Origin of the sequence: Vibrio sp. ED004 (genome assembly GCF_023206395.1) — a bacterium.
Taxonomy (GTDB): Bacteria; Pseudomonadota; Gammaproteobacteria; order Enterobacterales; family Vibrionaceae; genus Vibrio.
In genome coordinates, this window is record NZ_CP066150.1 from 396653 (window position 1) to 410471 (window position 13819).

General features: G+C 45.8%; 11 protein-coding genes and 1 pseudogene. 7 read left to right on the top strand and 5 right to left on the bottom strand.

The features are described from left to right. The first annotated feature begins 30 nt into the window (after positions 1-30). Positions 31-732: a hypothetical protein gene (locus ITG10_RS19340; protein ID WP_017631472.1), complete on the top strand. Its 702-nt coding sequence runs from the start codon at positions 31-33 to the stop codon at positions 730-732. 144 nt (positions 733-876) lie between these two features. Further along, entirely contained in the window at positions 877-1884 is a 1008-nt protein-coding gene (locus ITG10_RS19345) for a substrate-binding domain-containing protein (protein WP_017631473.1), read from the top strand. Between the two features lie 73 nt (positions 1885-1957). On the opposite strand, the gene edd is transcribed toward ITG10_RS19345, so the two are convergent. Then, a complete protein-coding gene (gene edd, locus ITG10_RS19350) occupies positions 1958-3754 on the bottom strand; it encodes a phosphogluconate dehydratase (RefSeq protein WP_017631474.1) in 1797 nt (598 codons plus the stop codon). Further along, entirely contained in the window at positions 3751-4275 is a 525-nt protein-coding gene (locus tag ITG10_RS19355) for a gluconokinase (protein WP_017631475.1), read from the bottom strand. Before ITG10_RS19355 ends, edd begins: the two co-directional genes overlap by 4 nt. A 242-nt stretch (positions 4276-4517) precedes the next feature. Between ITG10_RS19355 and ascF the strand changes: the two genes are divergently transcribed. The 3 genes from ascF to ITG10_RS19370 all read left to right on the top strand — a co-directional run bounded on the left by ascF (position 4518) and on the right by ITG10_RS19370 (position 8147). Next, positions 4518-5996 (top strand): PTS cellobiose/arbutin/salicin transporter subunit IIBC, encoded by a 1479-nt coding sequence (ascF, locus tag ITG10_RS19360; protein ID WP_017631476.1) that lies wholly within the window; start codon positions 4518-4520, stop codon positions 5994-5996. 71 nt (positions 5997-6067) lie between these two features. Next, on the top strand, positions 6068-7498 hold the full coding sequence (gene ascB, locus ITG10_RS19365; RefSeq protein WP_017631477.1) for a 6-phospho-beta-glucosidase: 1431 nt from the start codon (positions 6068-6070) through the stop codon (positions 7496-7498). A 31-nt stretch (positions 7499-7529) separates the two neighbouring features. Continuing rightward, a complete protein-coding gene (locus tag ITG10_RS19370) occupies positions 7530-8147 on the top strand; it encodes a bifunctional 4-hydroxy-2-oxoglutarate aldolase/2-dehydro-3-deoxy-phosphogluconate aldolase (protein WP_017631478.1) in 618 nt (205 codons plus the stop codon). A gap of 89 nt (positions 8148-8236) precedes the next feature. Here ITG10_RS19370 and ITG10_RS19375 read toward each other — a convergent pair whose 3' ends face one another. The 3 genes and pseudogenes from ITG10_RS19375 to ITG10_RS19385 form a co-directional block, all read right to left on the bottom strand. Beyond that, a complete protein-coding gene (locus tag ITG10_RS19375) occupies positions 8237-9112 on the bottom strand; it encodes a radical SAM protein (protein ID WP_017631479.1) in 876 nt (291 codons plus the stop codon). A gap of 219 nt (positions 9113-9331) precedes the next feature. Beyond that, complete coding sequence (locus tag ITG10_RS19380; protein ID WP_017631480.1) at positions 9332-10168, bottom strand: SDR family NAD(P)-dependent oxidoreductase; 837 nt, start codon at positions 10166-10168, stop codon at positions 9332-9334. A 172-nt stretch (positions 10169-10340) separates the two neighbouring features. Continuing rightward, positions 10341-11186 (bottom strand): annotated as a pseudogene (locus ITG10_RS19385) (enoyl-CoA hydratase/isomerase family protein). Positions 11187-11515: 329 nt separating this feature from the next. On the opposite strand from ITG10_RS19385, the gene ITG10_RS19390 reads away from it, so the two are divergent. Further along, the gene (locus ITG10_RS19390; protein ID WP_017631483.1) at positions 11516-12889 is read left to right on the top strand and encodes an MATE family efflux transporter; all 1374 of its coding nucleotides are present in this window, start codon (positions 11516-11518) and stop codon (positions 12887-12889) included. Between the two features lie 9 nt (positions 12890-12898). Then, positions 12899-13813, top strand: coding sequence for a LysR family transcriptional regulator (locus ITG10_RS19395; RefSeq protein WP_017631484.1), 915 nt, complete (start codon positions 12899-12901; stop codon positions 13811-13813). Positions 13814-13819: the final 6 nt, after the last annotated feature.

A 13819-nucleotide genomic window follows, 5' to 3' on the forward strand; every position in this document is an offset into this window, starting at 1 on the left:
GGTCACCACAATCTGTAGAGGAAAAGTGCATTGAAGTTAACAAATAAACTCGTACGTTACCCGCACATTGATGTTGATCGTGCGTTTGAAAAAGAAGATGAGCTATTACAGCAAATACAGGCTGGTGAGATTGGACAAGCCTTAATGCTCTGGCAAGCAAAAACGCCGACACTTGTCTTGCCTGGAGGTAAAAAGTGGCCAGTGACGGCAGAGTCTAGAAAGCAACTCGAGTCACAAGGTTGGCAACTCTCTTCGCGTAAAACGGGTGGCGCTCCCGTTCCCCAATTGCCGGGAATCATTAACCTATCTCACATTTACCATTGGCCTCGTGATGAAGCTTACAACATCCAAAAAGCGTATTTACATCTGTGCCATGTCTTAACCCTGTTTTTTAAAGAGTTAGGCGTTGATGTAGATGTGCACGCAACCCCCGGTTCTTATTGTGATGGCGACTACAACCTCAATATCAATAAGCAAAAAATAGTGGGTACTGCTCAGCGTGTTTTGTTGAAACGAGGAGGCGGTCAAATCGTACTTTCACAAGCTTGTATTCTATTAGATGTCGACTTAGAGAACATCGTTGCGCCCGTGAACTTTTACAATCAAATTTGCGGCAACCCAACCGTTGTAGAACCACACGTCCATACTCTGTTGTCTGCGCATGTGACACCCCTGCCCGACGTAGACTCACTCTTTCAGCAGTTAAGCCAAGCCTTTATTAAGCACGCATAGTGCGAGTCTACTTTAAACTCTATACGAACTAGTTGGGGGACGAAAAATTCCAAAACTATGTATTGTTGAGAACGAATGGGTTGAAGTTGAGGGAGCGGAAACTTTATAATGTTACTTGTAACATAATAAAGAGTTCAAATAGTTATGACAGAGCAGCACAAGAAAACTCGAACCACACTTCAAGATGTGGCAGACAAAGTAGGCGTCACTAAGATGACCGTCTCTCGTTACATGCGTAACCCCGATTCAGTTGCAGCCAAAACTCGTGTGAAAATTGCTGCGGTTATTGAAGAAATGGGATATATCGAAAACAAAGCGCCAGCCATGCTCTCGAAGTCGTCAAGTAAAGCGATCGGTATCTTGCTCCCTTCTTTATCAAATCAAATCTTTGCTGCGTTTGTTCAAGGTATCGAAACGGTTACCAAAGAGAACGGCTACGAGACGTTGCTCGCTCACTTTAGCTATGATGCTGTGGAAGAAGAGGAAAAAATTGCTTCGCTGCTTTCGTATCAAGTTGATGGGTTGATATTGACGGAAAGCCACCACACCCCTCGCACGTTACAGATGATCAATAATTCAGGTGTTTCTGTTGTTGAAACGATGGAACTACCAACACATCCGATTGATATGGTTGTCGGCTTAGACCACATCGATGCTTCTTATCACGTCGTGAAGCGAATGATTGAAGCTGGTAAGCGCTCTATTGCTTACTTTGGCGCTCGATTGGATGCGCGAACTAAGCTGCGTTTGCAAGGCTATGACAAAGCGATGCATGAGGCTGGATTAGAGCCTAAGCACGTATTGACTGAACAGCACTCAAACTTCTCTTTGGCTGAGGAGCTGCTTGATCGTGCTCTTGCGGATTACCCAGATCTAGATGGTGTGTTCTGCACCAATGATGACATCGCGATAGGTACCTTGCTCATTGCCCAGCAACGTGGAATTCAAGTGCCGCAACAGCTATCTGTGGTGGGCTATAACGCGTTAGATATCGGTCAAACGATATGCCCAAAACTGACCAGTGTGGATACGCCACGTTATGAAATAGGTAAGAAAAGTGCCGAGCTAGTGCTTGCCCGATTGAAAGGTGAGCCAGTCGCGGAAACGGTAGTGGATATGGGCTATCGCATCACTGATGGCGAAAGCGTTTAACCAAGTATCGTGGAAACCGAAAGGGGCATCGAAATGATGCCCCTTTTGCTTTTACATTTAAGCGATAACAAAGCTAGACGATAAAACTCGCCCCTTGTTCTGCACTCGAAACGCTTTGGCGCATCACGCTAAATAGGTTGCGCCCCATGGTTTGTTGGTTGGCGTCTACCTCAAACACTCTCGCTTGGCGAGACTGCATGTCGTTGAGGTTATTGAGTTCACCACTCGCACAATCTAAGCGCAGGATATCACCTTCGCGAATAAGCCCAATGGCTCCGCCTCGAATAGCCTCCGGAGAGACATGAATCGCAGACGGGATTTTCCCTGAGGCTCCGGAAAGGCGACCATCTGTAACGAGAGCCACTTTAAAACCTTGCTTTTGTATGTTGCCTAGAATCGGCATGAGCTTGTGCAATTCAGGCATACCGTTCGCTGCTGGGCCATTGTTTATCACCACAACAATGCAATCTTTGTTGAGTTCACCTCGTTGATACGCAGCTTCTACCTTATGTTGGCAATCAAAAACTACCGCAGGCGCTTGGATTACACGTTGCTCTTCTGCAACAGCTGACACCTTAATCACTGCCTTGCCAAGGTTCCCTGAAAGGACGCGCGTTCCGCCTGTGCTTTGGAATACTTGTTCTGGACCTGCAATTACCTCTGCGTCTGCTGACTGCTCGCATTTTTTCCAAGTTAGCTTTCCATTTTCCAGCTCTGGAATACTCATTTGATCTTCAAATGAGCCAAAGGTCGGTGTGACATCTTGGTGTAGTAAGTTGGCTTGATCTAAACGGCGCAACAGAGCGGGTACTCCTCCTGCTGCTTGGAATGCATTCATATCTGCAGGCCCGTTAGGATAAACTCGAGCAAGTAAAGGCACCACATCGGATAGATCGCTGATGTCTTGCCAAGTCAGAATAAATCCTGCTGCGCGTGCTACCGCGACCATGTGAATGCTGTGGTTGGTACTGCCACCTGATGCGAGTAGGGCAACAATGCCATTGATTAAGCTTTTAGCGGTAAAGACTTCAGAAAGTGGACGGAAATTTGAAGCTTGTTGTGTCATCGAGGCGATTTCAATGGCGGCATGCTGAGTCAGTGATGCGCGCAATTCAGAGTAAGGGTGAATAAACGCAGAGCCCGGTAGCATCAGCCCCATCGCTTCAAACACCAGCTGATTGGTATTAGCTGTGCCGTAAAAAGTGCAGGTGCCCGCTGAGTGATAAGCGTTGCACTCCATATCCAGTAAGGCATTTTTACCTACTTTACCTGCAGCATACTCTTGGCGGACGTGTACTTTCTCATCATTGCTGATGCCCGTTGCCATCAAGCCTGCCGGGACAAAGGCGGTTGGTAGGTGTGCAAAAGAGAGCGCGCCCATCAATTGTCCTGGAGCTATCTTGTCACAAATACCGAGTAACAGGGTCGAATCAAATACGTTGTGACTAAGCGAAAGAGCCGTCGATTGAGCAATTAAATCCCTTGAAAACAAAGATATATCCATTCCTGGTTGCCCTTGAGTTACCCCGTCGCACATCGCGGGAACGCAGCCTGCTACTTGAGACGTGTGGCCGAACTTAGCTAACGCCTTTTTGATCTGATCAGGATAGTGCTGATAAGGCTGGTGGGCGCTTAACATATCGTTGTAAGAGCTGATTAACGCCACATTAGATTTAGTCAGATCTAGGATGGATCGTTTCTCATCGGAACAAGAAGCCGCGACAGCGTGAGCCAAGTTGCCGCAAGAAAGCCCTTTGCCACCTTTGCCTGCAGAGGCTTGGTGCTGGGTTCGGTTTAGAAACGCTTCACGAGTCTCTTTGCTTCGTTCAATTAATCGTTGAGTCACCGCTTGGATGGTTGGAAGGGTCATGCTGTTTCTGCCTCATCAGTCATTGAAAGCACAATCGCAGCACAGTCCACAACGTCATCAATATCGCCATCAATGCTGATTACAACCGTATCTGGTTCGTGATCGGGTCTTTCTAATGTTTCGAATTGGCTTTTAATCATGTTCTCTTTCATGAAGTGACCTTGGCGCTGACGCATTCGATGCAAGATCAGGTCTACATCGCCATCTAAAAAGAGAAAGGTGAGGTTTTTGTTCCCTTCGCGAATTTGGTCCCGGTACTTCTTCTTCAACGCAGAACACACAATAATGCCGTGCTCATTTTTACTTTCTAGGCTGTACGCTGCATCACGAACACGTTCCAACCATGGAATGCGATCATCATCATTAAGAGGTTGGCCCGACGCCATTTTTTGAATGTTTGCTCGAGGATGAAGGTCGTCACCATCAATAAACTTACGCCCAAGTTTTTTTGCCAACTGCTCGCCTATCGTGCTTTTCCCACAAGCACTGACACCCATGACGATGACACTACTACCAGCCATAACTCAATCCTCTTAACAAATTTGCGCGTGATCTCAATTTTGAACATCGCTTGTAAATATGGCTTTATCTTATAAGTGTTATCGGTAACATGTTACCGGTAACTTAAGGAAGTGTGATGAAGGACACAAAACAACAATTCACAACAATTGTGATTGTTTTTGCATCCTACTGACTGAAAATTAGTCACATCTCACTATATTCGCGTTTAAAAATCACTGGAAAGAGATCTTTGGGGGATAAAATGGCCAACGATTACCGCGCAATTGCGAAATCTGTTGTTGAGCATCTTGGGGGCAAGACAAATGTGGCTGCCCTAACACACTGTATGACTCGACTACGATTCGTTTTACACAGCCAAGATGGCGTCGATATCAACAAACTAAAAGCACTGAAAGGTGTGATGGGTGTTGTTGATAATGGAGACAAAGTACAAGTTATCATTGGTAACGAGGTATCGTATGCATACAAAGAAGTGATGGCGCTTTGTGAGCTATCCACTGTATCTGAGTCAGAGGTTCCTGCTAAAAAAGAGAAGCTAACGGCTAAGTCAATTGGTGCGAAAATGTTGGATGCACTGGTTGGCACCATGTCGCCTCTTATCCCTGCAATCATTGGCGCTTCAATGGTCAAACTGCTCGCCATGGTACTTGAGATGCTGGGTTGGGTTGAGCCAAATGCGCCAACTTTGATTATCTTGAAAGCGATTGGTGATGGTGCTTTCTTCTTCCTACCGGTTATGGTTGCCGCTTCTGCATCGATCAAATTCAAGACCAATATGTCTCTTTCCATTGCGATTGCCGGTGTCTTGATCCACCCGAACTTTATGGAATTGATGGCGCAAGCTGCAGAAGGCAAGCACGTTGATTTCTTCGGTATCCCAATCACGTCAGTAAAATACACCTACACGGTTATTCCTGTACTTGTGATGACTTGGGCTCTTTCTTACATAGAACGTTGGGTAGATAGCATTACCCCTGCTGTGACTAAAAACTTCCTGAAACCTATGTTGATCGTATTGATTGCAGCTCCGGTTGCTATCGTACTTATCGGCCCATTTGGTATTTGGGTAGGTACTGCACTTTCAGCGCTTGTTTACACAATTCATGAAACGCTAGGTTGGTTGTCGGTTGCTATCATGGGTGCATTATGGCCACTACTTGTTTTGACTGGCATGCACCGCGTGTTTACACCAACGATTATTCAAACGATTGCTGAAACAGGTCGTGAAGGTATGGTTATGCCTTCAGAGATCGGTGCCAACCTTGGTATGGGTGGCGCGTGTCTAGCTGTTGCTTACAAAACTAAAAACAGCGCACTAAAGCAGACGTCATTAGCCGCGGGTGCTTCAGCTATCTTCGCAGGTATCTCTGAGCCTGCATTGTACGGTGTGCTTGTGCGTCTGAAACGCCCACTTATCGCAACAATGATTACTGGTTTCATCGTCGGTGCATTAGCGGGTATGGGTGGCCTTGCGAGTCACTCGATGGCAGCGCCAAGCTTGTTTACGAGCGTTCAGTTCTTCGATGTGAATGACCCGATGAGTATCGTTTGGGTGTTCGGGCTTATCGCATTGTCTATTGTGCTGTCATTTGTTCTAACTCTAGTTCTAGGCTTTGAAGATGTTCCAGAAGATGATGCCGATGAGAAAGCAACGTCAGAGCCAGCAAAGAAAGAAACTGGCAAGGCAGAAGACAAGCCGACAGTAGTGTCCGCGTCTTAATTAGAATTGATTAATTTATTCAGTCACCTTACTTCATCGTAAGGTGACTTTTATTGTTTCCGAGGTATTCGATGTCAAACATTCAATTTCCCGAAGATTTCTTGTGGGGTGGCGCTATTGCCGCAAACCAGTCTGAAGGCGCTCACTTAGCGGGTGGTAAAGGCCTTACAACCGTAGATATGATTCCTTACGGTGAGAACCGTATGTCAATTAAGCTTGGTCAGGTTGATAAGGTGGCGCTCAGCGAAGACGAGTTCTACCCAAGCCATAATGCGATAGACTTTTATCACCGTTACAAAGAAGACATCGCCTTACTGGCAGAGATGGGATTTAAAGTGTTCCGCGTATCAATCGCATGGAGCCGAATCTTTCCAAAAGGTGATGAGCTAGAGCCGAACCAAGCTGGCTTAGATTTTTACCGTGGTGTTTTTGAAGAGTGTAAGAAATACGGTATTGAGCCGCTCGTTACCTTGTGCCATTTCGATGTGCCAATGCACTTGGTTAATGAGTATGGCTCGTGGCGTAATCGTAAGATGATTGAGTTCTTTGGCCGTTACGCGAGAACCTGTTTCGAGAACTACAAAGGCTTGGTGAAATGCTGGCTAACCTTTAATGAAATTAATATCTTACTGGCAAGCCCATTCTCTGGTGCTGGATTGTTGTTCCAAGAAGGCGAAAATCACGACCAAGTGAAATATCAAGCTGCCCACCATGAGCTAGTAGCAAGCGCTCTGGTAACAAAGATTGCCCATGAAGTTGATGAGCAAAACCAAGTGGGTTGTATGCTGGCAGGCGGTAACTTCTATCCATATTCATGTAAGCCAGAAGATGTGCTTATGGCGATGGAGAAAGATCGCGAGAACCTGTTCTTTATCGATGTTCAATCGCGTGGTTACTACCCATCTTATGCTCAAAAAGTTTTTGATAACAAAGGTGTGGTACTAGAGACACAAGAAGAAGATTTCGAGATCCTGAAAAATACTGTCGATTTCATCTCTTTCAGTTACTACGCTTCACGTTGCGCTTCTGCTGATATGAATGCAGGGAATACGAGTGCAGCGAACGTCGTTAAGTCAATAAAAAATCCTCATCTGCCGGCAAGTGATTGGGGATGGGTGATCGACCCTACTGGTCTTCGTATCACGATGAATACCCTATATGATCGTTACCAGAAACCGCTTTTCTTGGTTGAGAATGGCTTAGGCGCTCGTGACACGTTAGATGACAAGGGTGAGGTGAACGATGACTACCGTATCGATTATCTCCGTCAGCACATTGTTGCGATGCATGAAGCAATGGAAGATGGCGTGCCACTGATGGGCTATACGCCTTGGGGTTGTATTGATTTGGTCGCAGCGTCGACAGGGGAAATGAGTAAGCGTTACGGTTTCATTTATGTAGACAGAGACAACCTAGGTAATGGTACGTTAAATCGTATTCCTAAAAAGTCGTTCCATTGGTACAAAAAAGTGATCGCAAGCAACGGCAGCGACTTGTCTTAATTGGTCTGTTTGATAGTGAGAGAAATGAATAATGAAAACAATTGAACAGCGACTCAGAGACACTCGAATTGTTCCTGTTATCGCCATTAATGACGTTGCCCAAGCGGTACCTCTTGCCAAAGTACTGGTTGAAAATGGTTTACCTTGCGCAGAAGTGACGTTTCGTACTGAAGCGGCAGCAGAGTCGATTCGTTTGATGCGTGAAGCCTACCCTGAGTTATTGATTGGCGCTGGCACTGTATTAACAACAGAGCAGGTGGATATTGCGATTGACGTGGGTGTTGATTTTATTGTGAGCCCTGGCTTAAATCCAACAACGGTAAAATATTGTCAGCAGCGTGGCGTTGTGATTGTACCTGGGGTTAACAATCCGAGCCTAGTCGAGCAAGCAATGGAAATGGGGCTTAAAACACTTAAGTTCTTTCCTGCAGAGCCATCAGGTGGTGTTTCCATGTTGAAAGCATTTACGGCTGTTTATCCAGTTAACTTTATGCCGACAGGTGGCGTGAGCCCAGCTAACGTAGATTCTTACTTAGCGCTAAAATCAGTCGTTGCCTGCGGTGGAACTTGGATGGTTCCTACCGACAAAATGGATAAGGGTGATTGGGATGGAATTGCTGAATTAGTTAGAGCGATCGGCTCAAGATAGTTCGGTAGATAGCGTCATAGATAAAATATGAAAGGGCCAGTTGATACTGGCCCTTTTTGTGGCTGCTCTAAATGACTTAAAGGTACTGGTTACCAAGCAAAAGTCTGGATCACGTTCTGTTTGGTGATCGGGTTATGCGCAATGTCTTGGTTAATCTTATCAAGAAACGGCTTGCGAGCTTGCGGCAACATGCCACGCATTGGTGAAATGTTGTTGCCATGGTCGCCCCAGTAGTAGCAATCGAAGTCTTCTAGGTTTTCGAGTAAGTACTTCTCTTCTTCCAGAATTTGTAATGGCGTTGGTAAAACAAATTCGCCACGGTTAACTTCTTGTTCTAATACCGACCCAGGTTGAACCGCCAAAGCCATAGGTGCAATCGCATCTGGCTGCATGATGTTCAGCAGGCTGGTGGTATTGATCGCATGCTCTCTAGAGCGCTCTTTGCCACCAAGACCAAAGATAAATGAAGCCAATACTTTTATGTCTGCTTCACGAGCTAGGTTCATACCTTCAATCGCATGCTCACGTGTCATACGCTTCTTAATACGTTCAAGCACAATTGGGTCTCCGGACTCCAAACCTGAATACGCCATGCTTAAACCTGCTGATTTAATCTCTTTCAGTTCAGACAAGCTCTTGCGACGGAAGTCATTGAAACCTGAGTACAGCGAAATATTCTTGATCTCTGGGAAGGTGATTTTGATGTAATCCAGAATCGAAATCAGCATCTCGGTTCGGATTGCCATCACGTTACCATCGACTAAAAAGATAGACTCTACATGCGGGTAGATCTTTCTTGCTGCATCAATATCTTCAAAGATGTCTTTGATGTCTCTTACTTTGAAACGCTTATCATCAAACATCGTGCAGAAGGTACATTGGTTATTGCTGCAGCCTAATGTTGTCTGGATGAGTACGCTCTCTGCTTCCATCCAAGGACGATAAACTTTGCCTTCAAAACGCATAAATGCTCCTCGGCCTTAGCCTGTATTGTTTCGACGGGGACAAGTCTAACAATCTGCATCTTGGGTGATAATTGGGCAAAGCAGGGAATCAGTATTAAAGAAATTTTAATAATCGAATAAGCACACAATTCTTTATTGAAATGGAAGAACTGTGTGCTCGGATTCGGTGGTGTTCGAGGCTATTTGTTGGGGGCTATCTACTAATGTGTTAGCGGAGCATTACGAGTGCGCTACGCACAACTTCTCTTCGAGTAATTGGTCAAGCACCGCGACCAGTTGCCGGTTTTTGGCAGGATCTAAAGCATCAGCGTGAGGGTCTTTGAATAACCCAGAATCATTGTCAAAATATTTCCCAGAAGCGTTGGCAAATTCTTCTGACAGTGCAGCACGACAAAGAATATCTGCACCAATCGCCAGATCGTTACCATCAACGCCATAAGCATCTTTTACTAACTTACTGCCGAGAAAAGAGGCTGGGTTCACAGGGATAACGGAGGGGCCATTCTCTAATCGAGAGTTAGATAAGGAGTTGGCTAATTCGATAGACCACATCGTTAGTGCGAGCTTACTTTGGGCGTAAACCGGGCCATCCAGTTCGCCTGCATTTGGGCTGGTTAGCGCGTCTAAATCTACGGATGATTGGGCTGCTGAAGATAGGTTTACGATACGACCTGTCGCATCAAAAAGAGGGAGCAGCTTCTGTGTCAGTAGATAGGGCGCAATGGTGTTGACCACAAAACGCACATCAAGATTATCAGGAGTGGTGACGTCCGACACCTTGTAGACGCCAGCGTTGTTGATGAGTATATCGAGTCGCTTATGGTTGCTTTTGATTTGGGTCGCGAGCTTATCAACATCGGAGAGAGTCGATAGGTCGGCGACGTAGCTTTCGATGATGGCGTTCTTAGACAGGCGAGATAAAGCCGTCACGACTTTATGGACTTTGGCTGGGTTGCGGCCATGAATGAGAACGTGGTGTCCTTGCTGAGTCAGCGCTTTTGCGGTCTCTAAACCAATGCCATCTGTGGCTCCTGTGATCAGAATTATTTTTTGCATTTTTGATCCTTCAAAAAATAGTTTGAACAACGTTATAACAAAGATTAATGACACATAGTTGCATTTGGCTCACAGGCTGAAGACTCAAATGTGAGTCTATGGGACAAAAAATGGCTAATTTGAAGATAAATGGGTCAGCTTTTGGCTGACCCAAATAAGAGAAGTGAACGAGCTATTTGATGTCTTGAACGTTCATAACCAGAGTTTCCCAGTTACGTTGGTTTTCGATATCGTGCTCTAAGCCTTGTTCATCGGCAATTTGGAAACGCTTAACCGCTGGGGTTTTGCTGGTTGCTTGGTACAGCCAGTATGCTTCCGCTTTTAGTGCTTCTTCGATAGGCTTGTCGATGGATTCGTACACCGCTTGCTTACATGCGTTGATCGATTCAGCAGGGAATTTTGAAATTCGTTTCGCTAGCGTATCAACGTATTCACCGATCTCATCTGGCTCTAACGCCTTGTTGATGGTGCCGTACGCTTCCGCTTCATCTGCGTCAAAGTCTCGAGCACTCAGGATGATTTCGAGTGCGCGACCTAAGCCAACTTGGCGAGCCATACGTTATGCGCCACCACCACAAGGAAGGATGCCCATGCCTACTTCCATTTGCATGAATTTATACTTACCACGGGCAGCGAATCGCATGTCACACGCCAGTGCAAATTCGTGGCCTCCGCCTCGTGCGAATCCTTCAAGTTTGGCAATGGTAGCTTGCGGGAGTTTGCTGATGCGCTCTAACACAGATTGCAGGTCGAGCAGTTTTGCTTCTTCACGAGACACAGCTTCTGTCGACATGTCTTTTAATAAATTGGTGTCGTAGTGACAGACCCAAATTTCAGGGTTTGCTGATTGGAAAACCACAACCTTGATGTCGCGATCGCGCTCCAGTCTCATCGCTAAGCCATTTAAATCGGCAAGCATCTCTTGCCCTTGAACATTCACAGTACCGAAGTCAAAAGTGGCGGTAAGAATCCCATCTTCGGCTTGAGCTTTAAACGTTGTATAACCTTGATATGCCATTTCCATATTCCTTCTGAAAGATTTCATTTCAGCCTATTCGGTGGTGAATGCGGCCTAAATTCAGGCTAGCTAGGGATGCTCAAACCAACAATTAACCATTAAACGAAACACTATTAACGAATTATTAAGAGTGATTCGTTGACTGAAAAATATCTAAAATTCAATGGTTTATTTTGATATTGTTGTTTTGGTGATGCTTACCAATTCGATTGTTAACCAAAACTAAAAACTCATTCAGCCTTTAGCGCTCTTATTATTTCACTCTGGCTTCGTATACTGCTCAACTAGGCCATTAATGCCCCACACAACAGATGAGAGTGAACCGACCTATGTTGATGCGATCCGCGACTTTGAAAACCATTATTGATAAAACGCTGCCCCTGACGTTAGGTGTGTTTGCGATCATGATGGTGCAATTGGTCGACTCGATTTTTATCGGTCAACTAGGGGTGAATGAGCTAGCGGTTCACGGTATTACGTTGCCATTTCAGGCGGCATTTACGGGTGTTCAAGTTGGGATTGGTGTGGCGGCAACGTCTATTATTTCTCAGGCGGTGGGGGCAAAAGAACAGCGAAAATCTACCTCAATCGCCACGCTATCAGTTGGCTTTGGTGTCACTATCATTGCCTTGATTTGTATCGGATTGGTGGTTTTTGGCGACTCTGTTTTTGCATCGTTCGTTAATGATGTGTCTGAGGCGCAATACCAATCTATGTTGTCGATTTTTAATGTGTATTGGCCGCTGTGGTTGTTCAGTGCACTGACTGTCGCAGCGCTTTATTTGGCAACCTGTGTTTATCGAGCGAACGGCGATACCAAAACGACAGGCAGCATGTTTTTAGCTGCCAGTGTGATTAACCTGATTCTCGACCCTATTCTGATCTTTGGCTTGGATATGGGCATTGCAGGCGCAGCAATAGCGTCCAGCATTGGTTACGCATTCGGTGCGATTTACATGTTAGTTAAATCACGTGGTAAAGGGTGGTTTGACTTTAATGGTGCGTGCAATGACCAGATCAGAGGCTATAGCTTTGAGTTAATTAAGACGGTCATTCCTACCACCGCAAATCAGATTTTGCCTGCGGTAAGCGCATTCGTTTCTGTGCTTTTGATTGCTCGAATCGGAACAAGTGAGATGGCTTTTTGGAGCCTGTTAGCACGTGTCGAGAGCTTTATGTTGGTGTTCTCACTTGCTTTGACCATGTCGATTCCTCCAATGATAGGCCGTTACTTAGGTGCGCAGCAGCGATGTAAAATCCCGGAGTTATTGAATACCACCGCTAAATTCCTAGTGATTTTCCACACCGCGATGGCGGCATTATTAGCCATTTTTAGTAGCTGGATTATTCCTGTGATTTCAGAAGAGCAGAGCATTCGAAGCTGGTTTGAAGTGACCTTGCTGTTCATACCATTTAGCTATGGGCCACTGGGGCTTTGCATGTTGGTGGCTTCGGTGTTTAACGCATTGGGTGTGCCTCGCAAAGCGTTGAGTGTGTCCTTCTCTCGTCTGTTTGTGTTCTACATTCCTGCGATATGGCTAGGGGCGCTAACCGGAGATATGATCAATGCGGTTATCGCAGCGACCATCGCCAATGTTTTAGCGGGCGCTTTTGCATGGTTTAAGCTTAATGCCTATATTAAAACTCACATTATTCCTCGTGCCGCTGCAGCCAATAAGCAGTGTGCACTCAGCGCAGGCTAATAAATATTGATGAATATTGAACATCTAAAATTGTTTGTGCGACTCGCATCGACGCACAATATCAGTCAAGCAGGACAAGAGTTGGGCTTGTCGCCTCCGGTTACCAGTATTCATATTGGTAAGCTGGAAGAGAGCCTTGGTGCTCGTCTTGTGCATCGCACCACGCGAAAGGTGTCTCTTACTGAAGAGGGCATGGCCTTTCTCCCTCATGCTAAACAAATTTTGTTGAGTGTGGAGGCGGGTGTTGCGTCGGTCGGAACCGGTAACGAACTGCCAAAAGGTGTATTACGAATATCGGCTCCATCATCGTTTGGTCGAATGCATGTTATGCCCGCGTTGAAAGGCTTCTTAGCTAAGTATCCTGATTTGTCGGTCGATATTTCACTGAGTGATTCAATCGTCGACTTGGTTGATGGTGGTTTCGATGTAGCAATTCGTAACGCTGAACTACAAAACTCAAGTCTGATCGCGCGTAAGCTTTCTACCGACAAACGCATTCTGTGTGCGTCGCCAGAATATTTGGCAGCTCATGGTTATCCTGAAACGCCAGAAGATCTCAAGCAGCATCAATGCATTAATCAAACCGGTTTGGAAGGTTGGACATTCGATACGCCAGAAGGCGATGTCACCATCAAGAAAAAGGGTGCGATTCGCGTCGATCATGGTGAAGCGGTAAGGGATGTGTGTGTTGATGGTTTGGGCATTGCGATGTGCGCGTCATGGATTGCTTACAAACAGCTAGCTGAGGGTACATTGGTCGAGGTGCTGCCAGATTACCCGTTAAAAGATGCAGCTGCGATTTGGGCGGTATACCCAAGTGCTCAATTGCTTGCGCCTAAGGTGCGTGTCTTTATCGATTATTTTGTTCAGTATTATGGTTCGCCATCTTATTGGGACTGTGAAGTAAACGGTCAAACGCAGTAAATCACC

Bases quoted from the DNA above. Each gene is read 5' to 3' on its own strand.
- ITG10_RS19345 (WP_017631473.1), top strand. From the start codon at position 877: ATGACAGAGCAGCACAAGAAAACTCGAACCACACTTCAAGATGTGGCA.
- edd (WP_017631474.1), bottom strand. From the start codon at position 3,754: ATGACCCTTCCAACCATCCAAGCGGTGACTCAACGATTAATTGAACGA.
- ITG10_RS19355 (WP_017631475.1), bottom strand. From the start codon at position 4,275: ATGGCTGGTAGTAGTGTCATCGTCATGGGTGTCAGTGCTTGTGGGAAA.
- ascF (WP_017631476.1), top strand. From the start codon at position 4,518: ATGGCCAACGATTACCGCGCAATTGCGAAATCTGTTGTTGAGCATCTT.
- ascB (WP_017631477.1), top strand. From the start codon at position 6,068: ATGTCAAACATTCAATTTCCCGAAGATTTCTTGTGGGGTGGCGCTATT.
- ITG10_RS19370 (WP_017631478.1), top strand. From the start codon at position 7,530: ATGAAAACAATTGAACAGCGACTCAGAGACACTCGAATTGTTCCTGTT.
- ITG10_RS19375 (WP_017631479.1), bottom strand. From the start codon at position 9,112: ATGCGTTTTGAAGGCAAAGTTTATCGTCCTTGGATGGAAGCAGAGAGC.
- ITG10_RS19380 (WP_017631480.1), bottom strand. From the start codon at position 10,168: ATGCAAAAAATAATTCTGATCACAGGAGCCACAGATGGCATTGGTTTA.
- ITG10_RS19390 (WP_017631483.1), top strand. From the start codon at position 11,516: ATGTTGATGCGATCCGCGACTTTGAAAACCATTATTGATAAAACGCTG.
- ITG10_RS19395 (WP_017631484.1), top strand. From the start codon at position 12,899: ATGAATATTGAACATCTAAAATTGTTTGTGCGACTCGCATCGACGCAC.